We start from the raw sequence: 22,031 nt of genomic DNA, 5'->3' as shown, positions 1-22,031 counted from the left end.
TTGGAATGTGGACGTGATCGGACAAAACGGATGCGGACAAAGCGGATGAAGCGGACAAAAACAGGAAGAATGTCGATTCTTGCGAAAAGCGTGCAGCGACAAGCTGCGGTCAGGTGCCGGAACGACAGGAGCGGGGCTGTTCCGGCACGCGCCGCCGGGACTTCACCGGCAGTCGCGCCCCGTACGCAAAAGCAAATTCGATGCCATGCGCAGCGGCCCAGGCTGCCAATTCGGTTCTGTCAGCCAGGCTCGTATCAAAACTGACCAAATGGTCAGATCGGGTCGTGTCAAGGTCGCGCCAAGCTTGTGTCGGCGATTCTGAAAATCGGCTCGCGCACTGCTTTTGAGCATGGAAAAGAAATGCACCAACATGGGGTGGTCTGCCACATTGTCTTCCTGCAACTCGCCATTTTAGTGCAGGATTGATACTTCGGTCAGATCTCGGCATGGCAAATCTGCAAGACGGCCGCCGACCCGGCCTTATTTCCCGCTGCTGATGTCTTCTCCTGCCTCCCCACCTACCTCATCCCCTGCCGCTCCCCCCGTACAAGCTGGGTCCCGGCGCAATCTGATCATCGGCATGAGCCTGGCCGCGCTGGGGGCGATCCTGTTCTCGGGCAAGGCTATCGTGGCCAAGCTGACGTATCGCTACGGCGTCGACGCGGTCACGCTGATCGCGTTCCGGATGATTTTCTCGTTTCCGTTCTTCCTGCTGATCGCCTATGCAGAGCGTCAGCGGGCGAAGAAACGCAACGCGCTGCTCAGCCGCAGAGATGGGGCGCGCATCATCGTGCTGGGCCTGCTGGGCTATTACCTGGCGAGTTTTCTGGACTTCCTGGGCCTGGAATACATCAGCGCCGGCCTGGAACGCCTGATTCTGTTCCTGACGCCCACCATCGTGGTGCTGATCACTGTGCTGGTGCTGCGGCGGCCGGTCACGAAGCGCGAATTGCTGGCGCTGGGCGTGTCCTATGGCGGCATCTTGCTGGTGTTCGTGCACGACGCCTCGCTGGGTGGGGGCGCAGTGGTGCTGGGGTCTTTGCTGGTGCTGGCATCGGCGGTCAGCTATTCCTGCTATCTGATCCTGTCGGGTGAATTGCTGGCCCGCGTAGGCGCCACCCGGTTGGTGGCCTATGCGATGTGTGTATCGAGCGTGGCCTGTGTGATCCAGTACCTGCTGGTCCATCCCGCCGCAAAATTGTTCCAGCAACCCCCCGAGGTGTATGGGTATTCCTTGTTGAACGCGGTGCTGTGCACGGTGGCGCCGGTGTTCGCGACCATGTGGGCTGTTCAGCGCATCGGTCCGCCCAGCGCTTCGCAGATGGGCATGGTGGGGCCGGTGTCCACGCTGTTCCTGGGGGCATGGCTGCTTGATGAGCCGATTACCAGCTGGCAGTTGTCCGGCATGTCATTGGTGCTGGTCGGTATCTTCATCCTGAGTCGAAAAAAGGTGTGAGGCTTCTGTGGTGCACGCATGCGCGGGTGTATCGTCACAGACCATTTGCCTGCAGTCATTTCTGCAGCGGTTGCTGCGCAAATTTTCCAGTCATATTCCTTGCACCAGGAGTCATCAATGCCCAAGGCAATCCAGATCGATCAACACGGTGGACCTGAAGTCTTGAAGTTTGTCGACGTGGACGTGGCTGCGCCCGGCCCAGACGAAGTCCGTATCCGCCAGCACGCGATCGGTCTGAACTACATCGATACCTACTATCGCACTGGCCTGTATCCCAGCCCGCTGCCGCATGGCCTGGGTTTTGAAGGTGCTGGCGTGGTTGAAGAAGTGGGCGCAAGCGTGAAGCGCCTGAAAGTGGGCGACCGCGTGGCCTATGGCCAAAGCCCGCTGGGTGCCTACGCCGAAGTGCGCAACGTGCCCGCACACCAATTGGTCAAGCTGCCTTCGTGGATCAGCTTCGAACAAGCTGCTGCGTCGATGCTGAAAGGCCTGACGACGCAGTACCTGTTCCGTCAGACTTATCGTCTGCAAGGTGACGAGACCATTCTGTTCCACGCTGCTGCAGGTGGCGTTGGCTTGTTTGCATGCCAATGGGCACGCGCGCTGGGCGTGAAGTTGATCGGTACGGTGTCCAGCCCCGAAAAGGCAAAGCTGGCTCGTGAGCACGGCGCATGGGAAACCATCGACTACAGCCACGAAAATGTGGCCGAGCGCGTGCTGGAACTCACCGGTGGCAAGAAAGTGCCGGTGGTCTACGACGGTGTGGGCAAAGACACCTGGGAAGCTTCGCTGGATTCCGTGCAGGCACGTGGCCTGGTGGTCAGCTTCGGCAATGCGTCTGGCCCGGTGACGGGCGTGAACCTGGGCATCCTGGCGCAGAAGGGCTCGATCTATGTCACGCGTCCCACGCTTGGCACCCATGTGGCCACGGCTGAGAAGCTGCAAGCGGCTGCAGACGAACTGTTCGGGCTGATCAAGTCCAAGGACATCGTGGTGCAGATCGACCAGCGCTTCCCCTTGTCGCAGGCTGCCGAGGCGCACAGAGCCCTGGAAAGCCGCAAGACCACGGGTTCCACGATTTTCACGCTGGACTGAGCGTAATCGTGTGATCTGGCATCTGGCTGCACGCTTGCGTGTGGCCGGGTCGGGCACCTTGGTGTAGGCACCAGATGCCATACATCAGCCCCATACGCCGGCCATTTGGCCGGCGTTTCATTTGGCCGGCGTTTTTGCGTGCGTGCTGCGCCGCCGGGCATCAGGGTTTTACAGCGCGTGCCCCGTGGGGTTACGCTTGGCGCCGGTTCAACGCTCTGCAGGTCATCGCGTGACTTTCGTAAAATGGGCCCTTGTGGTCATCTATTTGTCGTCGATCGCCTACGTTCACTTCCGTGGACGGGTCCGGTTCGGCTTTCTTCGGCAGCTGTTCAATCATTCCGCGGTGCTGGCACCCGTCAACGTACTGATGTACCTGACGTCGAAAGTGCCCGCCACGCCGTATATCGACGCCCGGCACGTGCCCGCGCTGAAGGTGCTGGACGACAACTGGCACATCATCCGCGACGAAGCGGTGGCGCTGGCGCAAGCCCAGCAGATCCGTGCTGCCGCCAACAATGACGACGCGGGTTTCAATTCCTTCTTCAAGACCGGCTGGAAGCGTTTCTACCTGAAATGGTACGAAGCCCAGCACCCGTCTGCGCTGGCGATGTGCCCGCGTACCGTGGAAATTCTGCGCGGCATCCCGGAAGTGAAGGCGGCGATGTTTGCCGAGCTGCCCCCGGGCGGCAAGCTCAATGCCCACCGTGATCCGTATGCCGGTTCGCTGCGTTATCACCTGGGGTTGGTCACGCCGAACGACGACCGCTGCAACATCGTGGTCGATGGTCAGGTCTACAGCTGGCGTGATGGCAAAAGCGTGGTGTTCGACGAGACCTTCATCCACTCGGCCGAAAACACCAGCGATGCCAACCGCATCATTCTGTTCTGCGACATTGAACGCCCGCTGCGTTATCGCTGGGCTGAAGTGTTCAACGGCTGGTTCGGTCGCAAGGTGATGACGGCTGCCAGCTCGCCCAACGAGACGGGCGACCAGACCGGTGGCATCAACAAGGTGTTCTATGTGTTCTCGGTGATCGGCAAGTACCGTCGTCGCCTGAAGGCCTGGAACAAGACCGTGTACAAGGTGATCAAGTTCAGCCTGATGGTGGGCTTGGCTGCGCTGATTATCTTTGGTTGAGATGGGTGGTTGGGCCGCGTGGTGCGCTTGGTGCTTGTGGTCCTCGTGGTCCGCTTGGGCCTCGAACCAGCAGGGCAGGGCAGAATCGAAGTTGATGGTAGGCCGGGCTTGAGACAAGGCTGAAGCCGTTTTAAATGCAATGCCCAGACAGGGCCAAGTGTGAGTCATTCATGGTGAGGTCATCCATGATGATCAGCACTTGGCCCTGTTGCTTTTTGCGGTGGCTGGAAAGCTCGCCGACCCCTGCCGGCAGGATCAAACCCTTATTCCGAAACGATATTTTCTAATGGATGGTTGAGGTAAAAATATCAATAAAAACAAAGACTTGAATTCGTCTTTTGCAGGCATAAGGTTAGTAGAAAAGAATACTTCAGGATTGCGCACGACAACGATTCAATAGGTGCCTGATCGGTGGCAGAAGCATTGCCACGCAGGACGTCGCGCCTTGGCCGGCGATTCGATTCTTTCGACGGCAGGGTGATTGATGGCGGGTAGCGCAACACAGACGTTTGCAGCACAGACAGTGGTGTCGGGCAGCCAAGCGGCATCTGCCGAGGCGCTGCTTGATGTGCGCGGCCTGCGTGTGCGTTTTCCGGGGCAGGTGGCGGTCGACGGGCTGGACTTGCGGGTGCAGGCCGGCCAAACCGTGGCGCTGGTAGGTGAGTCGGGCTGCGGCAAGTCCACCACGGCGCTGTCGATCATGCGGCTGTTGCCGCAGCAGGCACGCATCGACGGGCGCATTCTGCTGGACGGTGAAGACGTGTTGGCGCTGTCGCCCAAGCAATTGGCGGCCATGCGCGGCAATCGGGTGTCGATGATTTTTCAGGAGCCGATGAGTTCCCTGAACCCCTTGCTGAGCATTGGTCAGCAGGTGGCCGAAGCCATCACGCTGCACCAGCCGCTTTCCGCGCGCGAGGCACGCCAACGCGCAATCGACCTGCTGGACTTGGTGCAGCTGCCTGCAGCGTCGCGTCGTTTCGATGACTATCCCCATCACTTGTCGGGCGGCCAACGTCAGCGCGTGATGATCGCCATGGCGGTTGCCTGCCGCCCGCGTCTGTTGATTGCCGACGAGCCCACCACCGCGCTGGACGTGACGGTGCAGGCGCAGATTCTGGCGCTGATCGATTCCTTGCGCCGCGAACTGGGCATGGCCGTGCTGTTGATCACCCACGATCTTGGCGTGGTGGCGCAATGGGCCGACCGGGTAGCGGTGATGCATGGCGGGCGCAAGCTGGAAGAGGGCGATGCTGCGCGTGTGTTTGCCGCGCCGGCCAGCCCCTACACCCGGGGGCTGCTGGGCGCATCCTTGCACTTCTCGCGCGATGATCAAACTCACGACAGCAATACACGCTTGCCTGAGATCCGATTGGATGCCAAGGGGGAGTTTGTATTGGTGCGGCCGACGCCGCGTGTGGCGGCTGGGCAGAATGTGTCATCCGCAAAGCCTGCGGCACCCGTGTCGCCGCTGCTTGCCGTCCAAGACCTGCACGTGCACTACGCCAGTGCTCACGGCAACCTGCATGCCGTCCGTGGGGTGTCCTTCGATATCGCACCTGGCGAAACGCTTGGTTTGGTGGGCGAATCGGGCTGCGGAAAGTCCAGCCTGTCACGCGCCATCATGCGCCTGACGGCCGCTCAGCGCGGCAGCGTGACGCTGGCCGGCCAGGACTTGCTGGCGCTGTCTGCGCGTGCCTTGCTGCCTTGGCGCAAGCACATGCAGATGATTTTCCAAGACCCTTATGGCTCGCTCAATCCCCGGCACCGGGTAGACGACATCCTGGGTTATGCGCTGGAGATTCACGGCGTGCGTGACCGCGCCGAGCGCACGCGCCGCGTGTCCGCAATTCTTGATGATGTAGGCCTGCCCACAACGGCAGCGCGTCGATATGCACACGAGTTTTCTGGTGGTCAGCGTCAACGCATCGGCATTGCCCGCGCGCTGGTGCTGCGTCCGGAACTGGTGATCTGCGACGAGCCGGTGTCGGCATTGGATGTGTCGGTGCAGGCGCAGATTCTGAATCTGCTGATGGACTTGAAGAACGTCTACGGCCTGTCTTATCTGTTCATCTCGCACGACCTGGCAGTGGTGCGTTATCTGGCCGACCGGGTGATGGTGATGCATGACGGCCAGATCGTTGAATTCGGCAACCGCCAGACGATCTGGCAGGCCCCGCAACATGCATACACCCGCAGCCTGATCGCGGCTGTGCCGGGCGCGCATGACCGTGGGCAGCGGCAGGGGCCTGGACACGCTTCGGCGCAAGCCCTTGCGCAACCCCACTTGCCAACGCATGCCCAGCCCCACGCGCATGCCCAGCCTGAAACACAAGCCGGGGCAGGCACCCGCAAGTGGGCGGCTTGAGTTTCTGGTCCTGACTATTCCCGAATGCCCGTCCCGCGCTTTCTCCCGACACCGCCGTAGCCCCTGTCGCCTGAACCCCTGATCCGCTCGCCGCGTATGCGGCGGGTACTTCCCGTATCCCGCGTCGCTTTCCACCGGCGCGATCTTGCACTTCCGGAGCCTTGATGACTTCTTCGACCCAGCTGCCTCTTTCCGCCGACGAGCAAGAGGTGATCGCCGACTTGCAGCGACGCAGTTTCTTCGGCATCAGCGGTGCCTTGCTGGCGGGCGGTCTGCTGTCCGGCCTGCCCACGGGCGAGGCCAATGCGCTGACCAAGGCCTTGCCCAATACCGAGGACGGCGCGCAGCGCGGCGGCACACTGGAAGCGCTGGTGCACCCGGAACCGCCCACGCTGGCCTTCTTCATCAACACCGCCACGCCGACCCGGCTGGTGGCCAGCAAGATCTTCGATGGCTTGCTGGACTACGGCCCGGATCTGCAACCGCGAGGCCAGTTGGCCGAACGCTGGCAGGTGGCGGCCGATGGCCTGAGCGTGACGCTGAACTTGCGCAAGAATGTGTTCTGGCACGACGGCAAGCCCTTCACCTCGGAAGACGTGAAATTCTCGGCCGAGCAGGTCTGGCGCAAGTACGCCCCGACTGCGCGCCGCGTGTTCCAGAACCTGACGCAAGTCGATACGCCCGACGCGCACACCGTGGTGCTGCGTCTGTCGAAACCCACCCCTGTGATCCTGAATGCGCTTGATGTGGTGGCCGCGCCGGTGTTGCCGCGCCACTTGTACGAGGGCACGGACATTCCTAACAATCCGCACAACAACAAGCCGGTCGGTACCGGGCCGTTCGTGTTCAAGGAATGGTCGCGCGGCAGCCACATTGCGCTGGAACGCTTCGACAAGTATTGGGCACCGGGCCTGCCGTACCTGGACCGCTTGACCTTCAAGGTGATCCCCGACGTGGCAGGGCGTGCCACGGCACTGGAAACCGGCGCGGTGCATTACGGTGAACGCAATCCGGTGACCTTTGCCGATGCCGATCGTCTGGCCAAGTCGAACAAGCTGGTGGTCAGCACTGACGGCTACAACGGCTTTGCGGCCACACTGTGGTTGATCCCCAATCTTCGCGATCCTATCCTGGGCAAGTTGGCGGTGCGTCAGGCACTGGTGCACGCCATCAACCGCGACGCGCTGGTCCGTACGGTGTGGGGCGGTTATGCCGCTGCCGCCACCGGCCCGGTGTCCTCGCAGTTGAAGACCTTCTACACCGCCGACACCCAGCAATATCCTTTCGATCGCAAGAAGGCCGAGGCCTTGCTTGAAGAGGCGGGTTACCCCAAGAAAGCCGATGGCTGGCGTTTCGACCTGACCCACGCCTTCATTCCGTATGGCGACGATTACCGTCGTACTGGTGAATTCGTGCGTCAGGCCTTCCGCGCGGTGGGCGTCAATGTCGACCTCAAGTCGCAAGACCTGGCCAGCTGGACCAAGGATGTGTTCGCTGACTACAAGTTCCAGCTGGTCAGTTCCTGGGGCGTGAACTGGCAAGACCCGCAACTGGGCCTGGAGCAACACTACTGGTCCAAGGCCGAATCCAAAGGCACGCCCTGGCAGAACGCCTCGGGCTACGCCAGCCCCGAGATGGATCGTCTGCTGGAAGCGGCACAGGTCGAACCCGACATCGCCAAGCGCGCGCAGATCTATCAGGACGTGCAGCGCTTGGTGCAGAAAGACCTGCCCCTGTTGCACCTGTTCGAGTTCCGCTGGTTCGGCGTGTGGGACAAGCGCCTGCGCAACGTGACCGACACCTTCAACCACAGCCAGAGCAACTTTGCCCGGGTGTGGTTCGACGCGAAGGCGTAAGGCGGTGTCCATGACAAGGCAGGTACTGGCGCGATTGCTGCAATTGGTTGGCGTGGTGCTGGCCATTGCCGTGTTGAACTTCGGGTTGCTAAAGCTGCTGCCTGGCGATCTGGTGGACGTGATCGCCAGCGAAAGCGGCAGTGTCACGGCGGAATACGTGGCACAGCTGCGCCAGTTGTACGGGTTGGATCGCAGCGTGTTCCAGCAACTGCTGGCCTATGTCGGCCAGTTGGCGCAGGGCGATCTGGGCTTTTCGTTCCGCTTTGGCGAACCGGTGCTGGGCCTGGTGCTGGATCGCCTGCCGGCAACGCTTGCGCTGGTGGGCACAGCGCTGCTGGTGTCGGTGGTTGCCGGGGTGCTGCTGGGCATTGCCTCGGCACGCCGGCCGCATGGCGTGGTTGACGCTGCCTTGTCTACCTTGGCCACGCTGGGTTATTCGGCACCGATGTTCTGGACGGCCTTGATGCTGATCGTGCTGTTCGGCGTGCGGCTTGAATGGCTGCCGATCGCCGGGCTGCGCGACATCAGCGCGGCCTACACCGGCTGGCGTCTGGTGCTGGACCTGGCCGCGCACCTGGTGCTGCCGGTGCTTACCTTGTCGATCTACTACGTGGCGGTCTACGCGCGCCTGTCGCGTGCGGCGTTGATCGAGACCTTGGGTGAAGACTTCATCCGCACGGCTCGCGCCAAGGGTGCACGTGAACAACGCGTGATTTTCAGGCATGGCTTGCGCAATGCCTTGCTGCCGGTAGTGACCATGCTGGGCCTGCAAAGCAGTGCCTTGCTCGGCGGCTCGGTGGTGGTCGAAACCGTGTTTGCGTGGCCGGGCCTGGGGCAATTGTCATTCGAGGCGATCAAGAGTCGTGACTTGCCCGTGCTGCTGGCCGTGTTGTTGTTCAGCGCGGCCTTTGTTGTGATTGCCAACCTGCTGGTGGACCTGGCTCTGGCACGGCTCGATCCGCGTATCCGCACCCGGGCGGTCAAGGTGCCTGCGGACAATCTTTCCGCTGACCACCTGGCAGCCGTGGCAAAGGAAGCCGCATGAAAAACTGGACCTTGTTGCAGCCCTCTGCCATCGTGGGCGGCCTGGTGTTGTTGCTGATCGTTGGTGCCGCGCTGGTCGCGGGCTGGCTGTTTCCCGATGACCCGATGGACATGGTGGGCAGCCCTTACCTGTGGCCGGGGCAAGACGCCACGCTTCCGCTGGGCACCGACCTGATGGGCCGTGACCTGTTGGCCGGGGTGTTTCACGGCGCGCGCGTATCCCTGCTGGTGGGGCTGTCGTCCGCCTTCATCGCGTTGCTGATCGGGCTGGCAGTGGGTGCGGCGTCTGGCTTCTACCGAGGACGAGTCGATGCGGTGCTCAGCCGCATCACGGAATTCTTCCAGACGGTGCCAGCCTTCCTGCTGGCGATCATTCTGGTTGCCGTGCTGGAGCCCTCAGTCGGCACCATTGTGTTTGCACTGGGTGTGACCTCCTGGACCAGCATTGCACGCCTGGTACGAGCTGAATTCCTGGCGCTGCGTGAACGCGAATTTGTGCGCGCAAGCGTGGCGTTGGGCGCAAGCGACCTGCACCTGATCTTCCGCGACATTCTGCCCAACGCCTGGACGCCGGTGATCGTGTCCACCGCGCTGCTGGTGGCCAACGCCATCTTGTCCGAAGCAGGCCTGTCTTTCCTGGGCCTGGGCGATCCGAACCTGGTCAGTTGGGGCTCGATGATCGGCACTGGGCGCGATGCACTGCGCACAGGCTGGTATATGACCGCCATTCCCGGTCTGGCCATCATGTTGACGGTACTTGCGCTGAACCTGCTGAGCGACGCGCTGCATGCCGCGCTCAATCCTCGCCTGCGGCGTGCGCGCGGCACAGGGCCGGTGCCGTCGTGATTGCTGTATGTCGGCTTGTGCCAGTCCGGCTTTTGCCCGCGTCGCTTTGATCGATATCGCCGCTTTTGTCTTCCACCCCATGCACCACCGAGTTTCCTGATGTCCGTCGTATCTGCCACCGCCAAACCCGTCCTGCTCAACGCGTTCAACATGAACAGCGTGGGCCACATCAACCACGGCCTGTGGGCGCATCCGCGCGATCGCTCGTCTGACTACCACTCGCTGGACTACTGGACCGACCTGGCGCGCACGCTGGAGCGTGGCCTGTTCGACGGGCTGTTCCTGGCCGACATCGTGGGGGTCTATGAAACCTACGAACAATCTGCCGACATCACGTTGCGTGAAGCGATTCAACTGCCCATCAACGATCCGCTGCTGGTGGTGCCTGCAATGGCTGCGGTGACGCGGCACCTGAGCTTTGGTGTCACCGTCAATCTGAGCTACGAAGCGCCGTATCTGCTGGCGCGCCGTTTTTCTACCTTGGATCACCTGACCCGAGGACGGGTAGGGTGGAACATTGTCACGGGCTACCTGGACAGTGCCGCACGCGCCATGGGCCAGCGCGAACAGATTCGCCACGACGAGCGCTATGACCGTGCCGACGAATACCTGGAGGTGCTCTACAAACTGTGGGAAGGAAGCTGGGAAGACGGCGCGGTGAAACGCGACCGCAACGCGCGGGTCTATGCCGACCCGGCGCGGGTGCATCGCATCGAACATCATGGCCGTTACTTCGATGTCGAGGGCTATCACCTGAGTGAGCCATCGCCCCAGCGCACCCCCGTGCTGTTCCAGGCGGGCAGTTCGGGCCGTGGCCTGCGCTTCGCTGCGCGCCATGCTGAATGTGTGTTCGTGGCGATTCAGGATCGTGATGCTACCCGCAAGCTGGTGCGCGAATTGCGTGAAGAGGTGGTGCGTGCCGGACGGCACCCTGACGAGGTGAAAGTGTTCATGGGGCTGACCGCAATTGTCGGCAAGACCGCACGCGAAGCGCAGGAAAAATACGCGGAGTACGTGCGCTACGCCAACCCCGAAGCAGGGGTTGCGCACCTTGCGGCGACAGCAGGCATCGACTTTTCCCAGTACGCATCTGATCGACCGCTGATTCAGCAGCAGGGCAGCAATGGCATTGAAAATGCGGTGCGACGACTCAGCGGCGGTCGATCCGACTACACCATGGGCGACCTGCATCACGATCTGGCCTTGGGCGGGCGCTATGCAACGGTGGTGGGGGATGCAGGGCAGGTGGCCGATGCCATGCTTGGCTGGATTGACGACACCGGTATAGACGGCTTCAATCTGGCACGTGCAGTGGTGCCGGAAGGATTCGAGGATTTTGTGAACTTGGTCGTCCCCGAATTGCAATCGCGTGGGCGCTACAAGACAGCTTATGCCGACGGCAGCTTGCGACAGAAGTTGTGGGGGCGGGGTGACCAACTGAGCGCTGGCCACCCGGGTGCAGCATTTCGGCGTTCAAGCGTCGTAGCGTGAGGCAATACTGACTTCACGCCGCGACGTTTCAAGTCGGAAAGACTTAGGTCAATGCGCTTAGGCCGATGCGCTTAAATCGACGCGCTTAAGCCTGCGCACTTAAGCCTGAGCACTTAAGCCTTTGCCCCGGCTTCGTTGTGATAACGCGTCAGCAGTTCGACTTCCGACTTCGAACCCAATGCCACGCTGACACGCTCGTGCAGCGTCGTTGGCTGCAGGTCCAGAATGCGCGACACACAGTTGGTCGCGGCACCACCAGCTTGCTCGACAATGAAGGCCATAGGATTGGCTTCATACATCAGGCGCAGCTTGCCCGGCTTGCCCGGTTCACGCGCATCCCACGGGTAGATGAACACACCACCACGGTTCAGGATGCGGTGTACGTCGGCAACCATCGACGCGATCCAGCGCATGTTGAAGTTCTTGCCGCGCGGGCCTTCGGTACCAGCCAGTGCTTCGTCGATGTAACGACGCATCGGCGGGGCCCAGTGGCGCTCGTTGGACATGTTGATCGCGAATTCCTTGGTCTCTTCCGGAATACGGATATCCGGGTGGGTAAGCACCCACGACCCCATCTCGCGGTCCAGCGTGAAGCCGAATACGCCGTGGCCGAAAGTGAGCACCAACATGGTCTGCGGGCCATAGACGGCATAGCCTGCGGCAACCTGTTGCTTGCCCGGCTGCAGGAAGTCTGCTTCCGTCACGTCCTTGCCGGCCACGTGATCCTGCGCCTTCAACACCGAGAAGATGGTGCCGATCGACACGTTCACGTCGATGTTCGAGGAGCCATCCAGGGGATCGAAGAGCAGCAGGTATTCGCCCTGCGGGTAACGGTTCGGAATGCGGTGGATGGTTTCCATCTCTTCCGAGGCCATGGCAGCCAGGTGGCCGCCCCATTCGTTGGCTTCAAGCAGGATTTCGTTGGACAGCACGTCGAGCTTCTTCTGAACCTCGCCTTGCACGTTCTCGCTGTCCAGGCTGCCCAGCACGCCGCCAAGCGCGCCTTTGCCCACGTTATGGCCGATGGCCTTGCAGGCACGCGCGACGATTTCGATGAGCAGGCGCAATTCCGCCGGAACGGTATTGTGATTGCGTTGCTGCTCGATCAAAAACTGGGTGAGCGTGGTTCTTTTCATGCGCTGATCTCCAAGGCTTTACTGACGATTTCGGTAACGGCGCGGGACAGGCCCGGGTGCTTGCGCACCTGTTCCAGGGCCTGGCGCATGGGCGCACGCAGGGCAGGCACGAACCGCACCCAGCGGTCCATCGCCCGCGCCAATCGGGCCGCGACGTCGGGATTGAGGGCATCCAGGGCAAGCACTTGCTCGGCCCAGAAGCGATAACCTGCACCGCCTGCCGCGTGGAAACCACGCGGGTTGTTCAGGCAGAACTGGAAGATCAGCGCGCGCGCACGATTCGGGTTGCGCAGCGTGAAGGCCGGGTGATCGGCCAGCTTGCGCACGGCGGCCACGTCGGTGCGACGGCCGGTGGCTTGCAGCGCAAACCACTTGTCGATTACTAGCGGCTCGTGTTCCCAGCGCTGATAGAAGTCTTGCAGCGCGCGATCGGCAGCGGCGGCTTCACCGAACTGCACCAGCGCAGCCAGTGCGCCCAGGCGGTCGGTCATGTTCTGGGCGGCGGCGTATTGCGCTTCCAACTGTGCTTCGGCACCTGCGACCTGACCCGCCTGCAAGGTTGCCAGCGCGAAGTTCTTCAGCGCGCGGCGGCCAGCAGGGATCGGATCGGGCGAATATTCGCCGGGTGTCTGGTTGTTGTCGACCGCAGCCTGCCAGTCGGCGGCCAGTTGGCGGCCCAGTTCGGCGCGCACGAAGTCGCGTGCCACGGCCAGTGCCACCGGGTCGACTTCGGTCATGCGCTCGGCCAGGGTCTTTTCGCCCGGCAGTGCCAATACACGTTCGCGGTAGGCCGCATCCAGGGTCGGTTCGCGCAGCACGGCGGCCCAGGCGTTTACGAAGCTTGCCGACAAGGACAGGGGACGACCGGCGGCTTGATCAGCCGTCAGGCGCAGGATTTCGCGGCTGGCGAGTTCCTGGCCGGCTTCCCAGCGTGTGAAGGCGTTGGTGTCGTGTGCCAGCAGCAGAGCCAGTTCGGCGTCGCTGAAATCGTATTCAACGATCACGGGGGCCGAGAAGTCACGCAGCAAAGACGGCACGGGGGCGTCGGCGATGTCTTCGAACACCCACTGCTGGCGCTCGGTGGTCAGTTCCAGCAGCACCGTATCGGCCGCGTCTGTGCTGCCCGCCAAGCGCAGCGGCAATGCGCGACCAGTCTGGTCCAGCAGACCAATCGCAAACGGGATGTGCAGCGGCTGCTTGTCAGGCTCACCGGGCAGGCGTTCCACCCCCACCTTGTCCGAACGCTGGGCCAGTTCCACCGTCACCGTGCGCGCCGCTGCATCGTGGCGCAGCGTAACGGTCACGCGCGGGGTGCCGGCCTGACGATACCAGCGGCGGAACACCGTCAGATCTTTGCCCGGGTGACGGGCCTGGTAGACCGATTCCATGGCGGCGACGAAGTCATCGCAGGTGACTGCCTGGCCGTCGTGGCGACGGAAGTATTCTTTCAGGCCGGCATTGAAGCCATCGACGCCCAGCAGGGTCTGCTGCATGCGGATGACTTCAGCACCTTTCTCGTACACCGTGGCGGTGTAGAAGTTGCCGATTTCCTGGTAGCTTTCCGGGCGGATCGGGTGGGCCATCGGGCCGGCATCTTCGGGGAACTGCGCGGCGCGCAGGGTTACCACGTCGTCGATGCGTTTGACGGCACGGGCGCTGGCGGCTTCTTCTGCGCTCAGCGATGCCGCCATCATGTCGGCCGAGAATTCCTGGTCACGGAAGACCGTCAGACCTTCCTTCAGGCTCAATTGGAACCAGTCGCGGCAGGTCACGCGGTTGCCGGTCCAGTTGTGGAAGTATTCGTGGCCAACAATGGCCTCGATGTCGCTGTAGTTGGCGTCGGTGGCGAAGTCCGGGTCGGCCAGTACATAGGCGGCATTGAAGATGTTCAGGCCCTTGTTTTCCATCGCGCCCATGTTGAAGTCGCGCGTGGCGACAATCATGAAGCGGTCTAGATCGAGTTCCAGGCCGTAGCGGGTTTCATCCCAGATCATCGAACGTTCGAGCGAATCCAGCGCGTACAGCGTCTTGTCTTCGCTGCCCGGGTCGCTGTAGACCTGCAGCAATATATTGCGGCCAGAGCTGGTGCGCGCTGTGCGTTCCACATGGGCAAACTTGCCGGCCACCAAGGCAAACAGGTAGCAGGGCTTGCGGAACGGGTCTTCCCAGCGGGCTTCGTGGCGACCATCTTCCAGGTCACGCTCACCCAGCAAGTTGCCGTTGGACAGCAGCACCGGATAGGCAGCCTTGTTGCCACGCAGCGTGACCGTGTAGCGCGACATCACGTCGGGCCGGTCGGCAAAGAAAGTGATGCGGCGGAAGCCTTCGGCTTCGCACTGCGTGAAGAAGTTGCCGTTGGACACGTACAGGCCCATCAGCGTGGAATTGGTTGACGGGTTGCAGGCGCTGGTGATTTCCAGCACGCAGTGTTCCGGCAGGCCCTTGATGCGCAAAGCCTGGGCATCGACCGTATAACGATCGGCGGCCAGCACTTCACCATCTACCTTGACCGACACCAGTTCGAGTTCTTCGCCGTCCAGCACCAGCTCGGCGTCGGGCGTCAGCCGCTGCAGCGCAAGACGCGAGTGCACCAGACTGCGGGTGGGATCGAGGTCGAACTGCAGATCGACAGATTCGATCTCGAAGGGGTAGGGCCGATAGTCCTGTCGGCTGATGGTGACCGGCGAGTCTGTACGCATGTGGGCAGCTTGCGCTTGAAGGCGCGGAAATTGAGCTGCCCCGATTGTAGCGGGGCGCTGCCGTCTCGCGCCGTAGCGGCAGGTAACGACAGGCAATCAGGTATGGGTAATCGGGTGGGGCAGAAAAATATCGGAAAGCAATCGCGATCATCGTTTACCGCGAACCAAGTTGCTCGGCCGAGGTCTACCCAACTATAGAATGCCGCTTTGCGGTGTTTCCGCTGGAGAGTTTTGCATCATGAGTCACGCACAGGCAGTTGTCCGGCAGTCAGCTAAGCACCCGATTGAGCCCGCCGCAGGTCGGTCCGCGTGGCTGCGCCTGGCTGGTCTGGGTGTATTGGCACTTGTCCTGAGCGGCTGCGCGTCCACCATGAGCAGCCGCGTCACTACCTTTCAGCAGTGGCCGGCCAATGCCACCGGATCGACCTATGTATTTGAACGGGTAGGTTCGCAGCGCGACAGCCTGGAGCATGAGCAATACGAAGAGGAAGCACGTGCTGCACTGGGCGTGACCGGTCTGCGTGAAATCCGGCCGGGTGAGACGGCGCGCTTCGGTATCTCGATGGAATATGGCGTGACGCCGGGTGCGGTGTCAGTGCAGCGGCCTGTGACTGACCCGTTCTATTCAAACCCGCGCCCCGTGGCTTACGTCGCGCGTGATGGCCGGGTGTATTACCGCTGGGTTCAGCCCTATCCGTTTGCCAATACGTACTGGGAAAACACGACGGTTCCCGCATTTCGCAATGCATTGAAGATAGAGATTCGAGATCGAACGCAGGCTAATACTAAAGTATATGAAACGACCGCAGTCCATGTCGGGCAGAGCGAGAATTTTCCCGCTGTGATGCCGTGGTTGCTGCGCTCGGCGTTCGATAACTTCCCAAATGCGAATGGGCAGGTCCGAGACGTGACCTATAAGCTTGACTGACTATCAGCCTGACTTCATCTGTTGTTCGGTCGGACACCAACCAAGGCCGCGCAAGAATATGTCGGTCATCTGGGTGCCGAGTTCAACCACGTCAAATGAATTCGGTACCAGCAGCCAGTTCAATAACAGCCCGTCGGTCAGTGCATGCAGGCTAATAGCCGATTGGACAGGATCGACTGTTGCTGGCAATAGTTTGACTTCAGTTGCACTGCGCAACCACTTTTCCAGGCGTTGCAGACTCAATGCACGACTGGATATATGGCGGCGCTGCATGTCGGCGGTTTCGTCGACATATTCGCACTTGAAGAAGAGGATTTCGACGATGCGCCGAATGCGCTCGTCGTCTCGCAGACTTCGTAGTGCAATGCCATTACAGCTGCGCAATTGTTCGATTGGATCGAGCTGGCTGTCTTCTACCTGAACTCGAAATGCTTCTTCCATCGGCAAGACGACTTGCTGAAGCATTGCGTCGATCATGTCGGTTTTGTTCTTGAAGTGCCAATAAATGGCGCCTCGGGTCACGCCCGCTGCTTCGGCGATATCGTGCAACGAGGTATGGGCGACACCTTTGTGATGAAAGATGCACTCGGCAGTTTCGAGAATCCGCTGGCGTGTTTCCAGGGCTTCCTCTTTGGTTTTGCGAACCATAATCGACAGATCCCACTTACATACACTGAAGTATGTATGCAGGATAGCATACCGCTGACGGGAGCAAAGTCGGGGGAGGCGATGAGCGGAGTGAGGCGTTAAGCCACGTTTGCCGCTATGCAATGGGATTTGCGCAAGCCGATTTGTAGAAGAACCTGGCTTGTAAAAATATTCAGCTGCATGAAAGCAGATGTCTCATGCGGATTGTTCACGGAGACATGTCGCACAGATTTCTCGTGCGGATTTCTGATGTGGACGCCTTATGGGCGTCCCATGCAGCTGAATGAATTCCTGATTATTACTTGATCAGGAAGGAGTCGCGCGTTGCGCCTTGCGCTTCGGCGGCGGCGAGCCAGCGCGGAGCCTTGCCACGACCAGTCCAGGTATCGCCAGTATCGGGATGGCGATACTTCGGTGCGACCTGACGTGCAGGCTTCGGCGCGGCAGCGGCTTTACCCGCCGGACGGCCCGGCGACTTGCGCACGGATACGCCTTTGGTTTGTGCTGCTTTGATTTCGTCGAGCGTGATTGAGTACTCGTCCAGCGATCGCACGATCGATGCGATGATAGGCTGGCGCTGTTTGGCGCGCAGCGTATCGGCTTTGTCTTGCAGGCGCTTGATTTGTGCCTGGATCGCTTGATACGTTTCTTTAGCCATGGTGATCCATTAGTTGTAAAGCATACGGCTGTGCCGTGCGCGAGGGATGATTGGTCAGTTTGTCGCCAGCAGCGTGCCGGATGCCAAATTTCTGTTTTTCTGCGGTGGAAGCCTTTTACGGCATTCTGCAGAAAAAATCCATAGCTGTCATTCTATTGGTTAAATCACGCAGTGGTGAAGACCTCGGATAGACTTGATACACATTTTCGTTAATAAACTCTTAACTCCCATGGCGCTTCGATCGATTGTTTACAAAGCCGTACTGCAGGTATCCGACATGGATCGCCAGTACTACGCAGAGCACCCGCTGACCATTGCCCGCCATCCTTCCGAGACGGAAGAACGGGTCATGGTGCGGGTTTTGGCATTTGCCCTCCATGCAGAAGAACACCTGGTTTTCGGCAGAGGTCTGAGTGCCGACGACGAGGCCGATATCTGGAGCCTGGATTTAACCGGTGCGATTACCCTGTGGATCGACGTGGGCATGCCTGATGAACGTCTGATCCGAAAGGCGGCAGGTCGTTCCGACCAAGTGGTGCTTTATCTGTACGGACGTTCTGCCGACGTGTGGTGGACCCAGCACAAGAGTGCACTGGCCAAGATTTCGAATCTGTCGGTTTATCGCTTCGGCGTGGAAGAAACGCTGGCGCTGGCTGAACTGGCACAACGAACCATGCAGGTTCAGTGCACCATTGAAGATAACGAGATCTGGGTGACCACGGGCGATGCCGCCGTGCGGGTGGAGCGCGAACTTTTGCAGAAGGCTCGGTAGCTGGCAACTGCAGCAGTAAGCGCCAAGTTGGGTATCTGGCTCATTGCGTATCTGACTCAGTGCGTCTCTAACCCATCGTCCTGCACGGTTTGCCGTCCGGCGTTTACCGTGTGGCAGTTGGCGTTGGTATATGGCAGTCCGGTTTGCATCTGCAGTCGAGCGTCATTCAAGCGCTCGATTGCAGATGCCCCCAGCCGGTCTTCAGTTTGCCGTCAGTGCGGCTCGCCGTGTCGAGAAATGCCGGCCTTGCCCAGCAACAGGGCACCCACGCCGCACACCGACATTACCGCCAGCAAACTGAGTTCCCCCGCGTTCGGTGCCAGGCTGACTGCCACGCCTGCCAAGGTGCCCAAAACAAACTGCAAGGTGCCCAACAGGGCTGATGCGGCACCGGTGCGGGCACCTTGGCCTGCCAGCGCAAGCGCCGTTGCATTGGGACCGATGAAACCCAGGCTGCCAATAAATACGAACAGGCAAAGCATCAACAAGGGCAGGTTAATCATGCCGCTGGCGGCCAGGCTCAGGCCGACCAGGCTCGCAATCGGTAATCCCCACAGCGCCTTGCGCAGGATTCGATGCGGCTGGCATTTGCGCAGCAGTCGGGCATTGACTTGCGAGCCGCCCACGATACCGATCGCGTTCAGCCCGAACAGCAGGCCGTAATGTCCAGGTGAAACGCCATAGTGTTCGATGAAAATATGCGGCGAGCCGACGATGTACGCAAACATGCCCGAGATGCCAAGTCCGCCAGCGGCTGCACAGGCCATGAAATGGCGGTTCTTCAGCAGCCGGCCGTAATTGCTGAGCACCGAACCAATACTGATGCGTGCTGCGCTTTGTGCGATAACGGTTTCCTGCATGCGGCTTACGACGGCAACCAATACGCCACCGCCGAATACGCTCAGAAATACGAAGATGCCGTGCCAGCCGGCCAGAGTCAGCAGCGCACCGCCCAGCAACGGGGCAAGAATCGGCGCAACGCCCATTACCAGCATCAACAGCGACAAGGCCTGGGCGGAACCCCGGGTGTCGCTGCGGTCACGAATCACTGCGCGTGCAATCACCATCCCCGCGCTGCCGCCCAATGCCTGGAAAAATCGCAAGGCGGTCAGGGCGTCGATGCTGGATGCAAATACGCAGCCCAGGGACGCCGCCACGTAAATGGCAAGGCCTACATATAGCGGCGGTTTGCGTCCGAAGCGATCGCTCAGCGGGCCGTAAAACAATTGGCCAATCGCCAGCCCGATCAGGAACGCAGCCAAGGTACGTTCAACCGATCCACGGTCGGTGGCCAGGCTTTCTGCAATTGCCGGGAAACTCGGCAGATACATGTCGATGGACAGTGGACCAAGCGCGGTCAACGAAGCCATCAGAACCAGCCAACCGGGAATAGGGGATTTAAGAGACATCAAGAAGAAGCAGGATCGGTAAGGGGAAAGCGTGAAGGTAGAGCAGTCAGATTACGCAAATACGGCATGCGGCGGCGTGCAGTGTTCGAGGCGACGCAGGGCTTCTGTGACCGGGCCAGCAAGGGGAGCAAGGATTTCGTCTTCCGGATAAGCCTGGATCACGTTTTCGATGGTGTGCAAGGCACAAGCGAGTGCGGCCGCATCAGCAGGTACATAACGACCCGCCGCATTCAAGCGAGCAATAGCGTGCAGCAGATCATGGGCGGTGTCTGCGGTATAGCGCAGTGGTGGCGTCTTATCTGCAAGATCAGGAGCAATGGTGATGGTGTAGCGAAATGCAGAGGCTTCAGACATGACAGGCGTACCTTTAAAAAGGTGAATTGCCGGGCCGTTCAGTCATTTGCCAGACAAAGCCGGATACGTTGGACCGGTACTGTGGAAGACGGTTTTGCGCATGACTGTGTGCGGTTGCCGCTATATATCAGCGTCGGCGATCATACCAGGGGTGTAAGTAATTACCCGGTATTGTTGCGAAGTGGAAGCGGGAATTGCGCACAAGCAGCAACTCGTCCGGGTAAAAATGACTGCAGCAGGCTGCGAATGTTGGCGTGATGATTCGACCCGCCCGGAAATGGCAGGTTCAGCAGTGTGCAAGATAAACCTCGAATAATTCAGCTTGTATTCAGTGTTAACTGAGCTGGCGCAAAAAAAAGGCACCAAATAGGTGCCCTTTTGTCCTTAGTCCTGCGGGTTCAGCGTGTAGTGCGCGTAGGGAACGGGTGATATTGGAACGACCACGTCTCTGTCAGCGTCTTGTCGCCGGACTTCAGGAACAGACGCAGTTCAATCGGGTCCGTACCATCGGCCACTAGGTCGAATTGAATACGCCAGTGACCAGGCACATCATTCGGGACTGCTTCCGGCAAAACGTAGGAGAAATTTCCGCGTGAGGTGGTCAATACCGGTTCCGGTATCACCCCAAACGGCAACTCTGCCAAGGGCTTGCCCGAAAACTCGACCAGGAATTTGCGCACATTGGCTGGGCGCGGCTGGCCCGGCTGGCCGCCATTGCCCAATCGCGTTGCCACGCAGCGGGCCAAGGGGCTGGGGAACGGGTCATCTGCGAGCCAGTGCAATCGATACCCAAAGCGATAACTTTGGCCCTGGCGCGCCGGATCTTGCGGCACCCACATGGCAACGATGTTGTCGTGAATCTCGTCATCAGTAGTGATTTCGACCAACTGCACCGAACCCTTGCCCCAATCCCCGATCGGTTCCACCCACAGGCTTGGGCGGCGGTCGTAATGGACGCCGTCCAGGTAATGGTCGAAATTGCGATCGCGCTGCGACAGACCATAGCCGCGTGGCTTGTTATCCATGAACGCCGATGCGGTGGTGTGCGGCGGATTGTTCAGTGGCCGCCACAGATGTTCGCCTGCACCGGTCCAGATGGCCAGGCCGTCCGAATCGTGCACCTCCGGACGCCAGTCCACTGCCGTGGGTTTCTCGGTTTCCGAGTACCAATACATAGAGGTAAGCGGTGCGACACCGAAGCGTTTGATGTCTTTGCGCAGGAACAGCACGCTGTCGACATCCATGACCACCCCTTTTCCACGCCGCATGTCGAATCGAAAGGCACCGGTCACGCTGGGACCGTTCAACAGGGCATAGACTGTGACCACGTCGCTGCCCGGTTTGGGAGGGTCGAAATAAAACTGGGTGAAGTCGGGGAATTCTTCCGGTGACGTGGGTTCGGCGACATCGACCGCAATGCCGCGCGCCGACAGTCCATATTGATAGAGCTCGCCGATGGCGCGGAAGTACGAGGCACCCAGAAATGCCACCCAATCGTTCTTTTTCCAGTCCAGGTCGCCGTCGCGTGCTTCCTGGAAACGAAATCCGGCAAAACCGGCACCGTGGGGCAGTTCATGGGCCGGACTGTTTTCCGGCATGTCGAAGTACTTGTCGTCGTAGGCAATTTCGCGGGCAACGGTGGTGTCGTCCGATTTGTCCAGCAGGAACATCTGCACGGGAATGCGGAAAAACTGCCCAAGGTGGAAGAACGTCACCGGGAATTTGCCTGGTCCGTCGACGAACAGGGCATGGTCGGGCTTGAAGCGGATTTTGCCGTGCTCTTCGTAATTGATACGGTCAAGCACTTCAGGCGGCAAGACCCACGCGGGCGCGTAGGGTTTGCCAGCCATGTCGCGGGCCTGAGCAATCAGGCCGTCGTGAGAAAAAGGTTTTGCAGGGCTAAAGGAAAGTGCGGCTGCGTTTGTCGCGTTTGAATACCCGAGCGCAGTCAAACCAACGGAGGCAGCGGCGGAAGCAAGGAAAGTGCGTCGATCAATCATAGGCCGGGGTCGCTGTCAAGATCTGCAAAAATCAATACAGTAGCAAACACTTGTGGCTTTCCCGTCAGCCAGACGTAACCCTATGGTTCTGATTGGGCTCGGCCTTACGGATCGATGCACGAATAGCAAAAAGCCC

At 60.4% G+C, this 22,031-nt stretch carries 17 protein-coding genes; 10 read left to right on the top strand and 7 right to left on the bottom strand.

Features of this window, described 5'->3' with window-relative positions; translation table 11 throughout:
- The first annotated feature begins 496 nt into the window (after positions 1 to 496).
- From FXN63_RS17150 to FXN63_RS17115, 8 genes are all read left to right on the top strand, one after another.
- A complete protein-coding gene (locus FXN63_RS17150) occupies positions 497 to 1,456 on the top strand; it encodes a DMT family transporter (RefSeq protein ID WP_148816423.1) in 960 nt (319 codons plus the stop codon).
- A 117-nt stretch (positions 1,457 to 1,573) separates the two neighbouring features.
- On the top strand, positions 1,574 to 2,551 hold the full coding sequence (locus FXN63_RS17145; protein WP_148816422.1) for a quinone oxidoreductase family protein: 978 nt from the start codon (positions 1,574 to 1,576) through the stop codon (positions 2,549 to 2,551).
- A gap of 229 nt (positions 2,552 to 2,780) precedes the next feature.
- Positions 2,781 to 3,689, top strand: coding sequence for a lipid A hydroxylase LpxO (gene lpxO, locus FXN63_RS17140; protein WP_222863932.1), 909 nt, complete (start codon positions 2,781 to 2,783; stop codon positions 3,687 to 3,689).
- Between the two features lie 484 nt (positions 3,690 to 4,173).
- Positions 4,174 to 6,054: an ABC transporter ATP-binding protein gene (locus tag FXN63_RS17135; protein ID WP_148816421.1), complete on the top strand. Its 1,881-nt coding sequence runs from the start codon at positions 4,174 to 4,176 to the stop codon at positions 6,052 to 6,054.
- A gap of 164 nt (positions 6,055 to 6,218) precedes the next feature.
- Positions 6,219 to 7,910, top strand: a complete 1,692-nt coding sequence (locus tag FXN63_RS17130) for an ABC transporter substrate-binding protein (protein ID WP_148816420.1) — start codon at positions 6,219 to 6,221, stop codon at positions 7,908 to 7,910.
- A gap of 10 nt (positions 7,911 to 7,920) precedes the next feature.
- Positions 7,921 to 8,955, top strand: coding sequence for an ABC transporter permease (locus tag FXN63_RS17125; RefSeq protein WP_148816419.1), 1,035 nt, complete (start codon positions 7,921 to 7,923; stop codon positions 8,953 to 8,955).
- Complete coding sequence (locus FXN63_RS17120) at positions 8,952 to 9,800, top strand: ABC transporter permease (protein ID WP_148816418.1); 849 nt, start codon at positions 8,952 to 8,954, stop codon at positions 9,798 to 9,800. The genes FXN63_RS17125 and FXN63_RS17120 overlap by 4 nt, the downstream gene beginning before the upstream one ends.
- Before the next feature lie 99 nt (positions 9,801 to 9,899).
- A complete protein-coding gene (locus tag FXN63_RS17115) occupies positions 9,900 to 11,291 on the top strand; it encodes an LLM class flavin-dependent oxidoreductase (protein WP_148816417.1) in 1,392 nt (463 codons plus the stop codon).
- 113 nt (positions 11,292 to 11,404) lie between these two features.
- Here the strand turns inward: FXN63_RS17115 and FXN63_RS17110 are convergent, their stop codons facing one another.
- Together FXN63_RS17110 and pepN are read right to left on the bottom strand one after the other, a co-directional pair.
- Complete coding sequence (locus FXN63_RS17110) at positions 11,405 to 12,427, bottom strand: class 1 fructose-bisphosphatase (protein WP_148816416.1); 1,023 nt, start codon at positions 12,425 to 12,427, stop codon at positions 11,405 to 11,407.
- Positions 12,424 to 15,126, bottom strand: coding sequence for an aminopeptidase N (pepN, locus tag FXN63_RS17105; protein ID WP_148816415.1), 2,703 nt, complete (start codon positions 15,124 to 15,126; stop codon positions 12,424 to 12,426). Before pepN ends, FXN63_RS17110 begins: the two co-directional genes overlap by 4 nt.
- Positions 15,127 to 15,496: 370 nt before the next feature.
- Between pepN and FXN63_RS17100 the strand changes: the two genes are divergently transcribed.
- Entirely contained in the window at positions 15,497 to 16,054 is a 558-nt protein-coding gene (locus FXN63_RS17100; protein WP_187394929.1) for a DUF4136 domain-containing protein, read from the top strand.
- Positions 16,055 to 16,057: 3 nt separating this feature from the next.
- Here the strand turns inward: FXN63_RS17100 and FXN63_RS17095 are convergent, their stop codons facing one another.
- Together FXN63_RS17095 and FXN63_RS17090 are read right to left on the bottom strand one after the other, a co-directional pair.
- Entirely contained in the window at positions 16,058 to 16,702 is a 645-nt protein-coding gene (locus FXN63_RS17095; protein WP_148816413.1) for a TetR family transcriptional regulator, read from the bottom strand.
- A gap of 298 nt (positions 16,703 to 17,000) precedes the next feature.
- Complete coding sequence (locus FXN63_RS17090) at positions 17,001 to 17,360, bottom strand: H-NS histone family protein (RefSeq protein WP_148816412.1); 360 nt, start codon at positions 17,358 to 17,360, stop codon at positions 17,001 to 17,003.
- Positions 17,361 to 17,553: 193 nt separating this feature from the next.
- On the opposite strand from FXN63_RS17090, the gene FXN63_RS17085 reads away from it, so the two are divergent.
- On the top strand, positions 17,554 to 18,132 hold the full coding sequence (locus FXN63_RS17085; protein WP_425468621.1) for a YaeQ family protein: 579 nt from the start codon (positions 17,554 to 17,556) through the stop codon (positions 18,130 to 18,132).
- Between the two features lie 212 nt (positions 18,133 to 18,344).
- Here the strand turns inward: FXN63_RS17085 and FXN63_RS17080 are convergent, their stop codons facing one another.
- The 3 genes from FXN63_RS17080 to FXN63_RS17070 all read right to left on the bottom strand — a co-directional run bounded on the left by FXN63_RS17080 (position 18,345) and on the right by FXN63_RS17070 (position 21,895).
- Entirely contained in the window at positions 18,345 to 19,502 is a 1,158-nt protein-coding gene (locus tag FXN63_RS17080) for a multidrug effflux MFS transporter (RefSeq protein WP_246164864.1), read from the bottom strand.
- Positions 19,503 to 19,592: 90 nt separating this feature from the next.
- Entirely contained in the window at positions 19,593 to 19,895 is a 303-nt protein-coding gene (locus tag FXN63_RS17075) for a hypothetical protein (RefSeq protein WP_148816410.1), read from the bottom strand.
- A gap of 398 nt (positions 19,896 to 20,293) precedes the next feature.
- Positions 20,294 to 21,895, bottom strand: a complete 1,602-nt coding sequence (locus FXN63_RS17070; protein WP_148816409.1) for an OpgD/OpgG family glucan biosynthesis protein — start codon at positions 21,893 to 21,895, stop codon at positions 20,294 to 20,296.
- Positions 21,896 to 22,031: the final 136 nt, after the last annotated feature.

Origin of the sequence: Pigmentiphaga aceris, assembly GCF_008119665.1 — a bacterium.
Classification (GTDB): domain Bacteria; phylum Pseudomonadota; class Gammaproteobacteria; order Burkholderiales; family Burkholderiaceae_B; genus Pigmentiphaga; species Pigmentiphaga aceris.
The sequence above is the reverse complement of the archived record's forward strand: the minus strand, read 5'-3'. Positions and strand labels throughout refer to the sequence as shown.

Excerpts from the sequence above, each read along its gene's own strand:
- FXN63_RS17080 (WP_246164864.1), bottom strand. The coding sequence starts at position 19,502 with ATGGCTTCGTTGACCGCGCTTGGTCCACTGTCCATCGACATGTATCTG.
- FXN63_RS17150 (WP_148816423.1), top strand. The coding sequence starts at position 497 with ATGTCTTCTCCTGCCTCCCCACCTACCTCATCCCCTGCCGCTCCCCCC.
- FXN63_RS17090 (WP_148816412.1), bottom strand. The coding sequence starts at position 17,360 with ATGGCTAAAGAAACGTATCAAGCGATCCAGGCACAAATCAAGCGCCTG.
- FXN63_RS17100 (WP_187394929.1), top strand. The coding sequence starts at position 15,497 with ATGAGCAGCCGCGTCACTACCTTTCAGCAGTGGCCGGCCAATGCCACC.
- pepN (WP_148816415.1), bottom strand. The coding sequence starts at position 15,126 with ATGCGTACAGACTCGCCGGTCACCATCAGCCGACAGGACTATCGGCCC.
- FXN63_RS17110 (WP_148816416.1), bottom strand. The coding sequence starts at position 12,427 with ATGAAAAGAACCACGCTCACCCAGTTTTTGATCGAGCAGCAACGCAAT.
- FXN63_RS17095 (WP_148816413.1), bottom strand. The coding sequence starts at position 16,702 with ATGGTTCGCAAAACCAAAGAGGAAGCCCTGGAAACACGCCAGCGGATT.
- FXN63_RS17135 (WP_148816421.1), top strand. The coding sequence starts at position 4,174 with ATGGCGGGTAGCGCAACACAGACGTTTGCAGCACAGACAGTGGTGTCG.
- FXN63_RS17115 (WP_148816417.1), top strand. The coding sequence starts at position 9,900 with ATGTCCGTCGTATCTGCCACCGCCAAACCCGTCCTGCTCAACGCGTTC.
- FXN63_RS17125 (WP_148816419.1), top strand. The coding sequence starts at position 7,921 with ATGACAAGGCAGGTACTGGCGCGATTGCTGCAATTGGTTGGCGTGGTG.
- FXN63_RS17075 (WP_148816410.1), bottom strand. The coding sequence starts at position 19,895 with ATGTCTGAAGCCTCTGCATTTCGCTACACCATCACCATTGCTCCTGAT.
- FXN63_RS17130 (WP_148816420.1), top strand. The coding sequence starts at position 6,219 with ATGACTTCTTCGACCCAGCTGCCTCTTTCCGCCGACGAGCAAGAGGTG.
- FXN63_RS17070 (WP_148816409.1), bottom strand. The coding sequence starts at position 21,895 with ATGATTGATCGACGCACTTTCCTTGCTTCCGCCGCTGCCTCCGTTGGT.
- FXN63_RS17145 (WP_148816422.1), top strand. The coding sequence starts at position 1,574 with ATGCCCAAGGCAATCCAGATCGATCAACACGGTGGACCTGAAGTCTTG.
- FXN63_RS17120 (WP_148816418.1), top strand. The coding sequence starts at position 8,952 with ATGAAAAACTGGACCTTGTTGCAGCCCTCTGCCATCGTGGGCGGCCTG.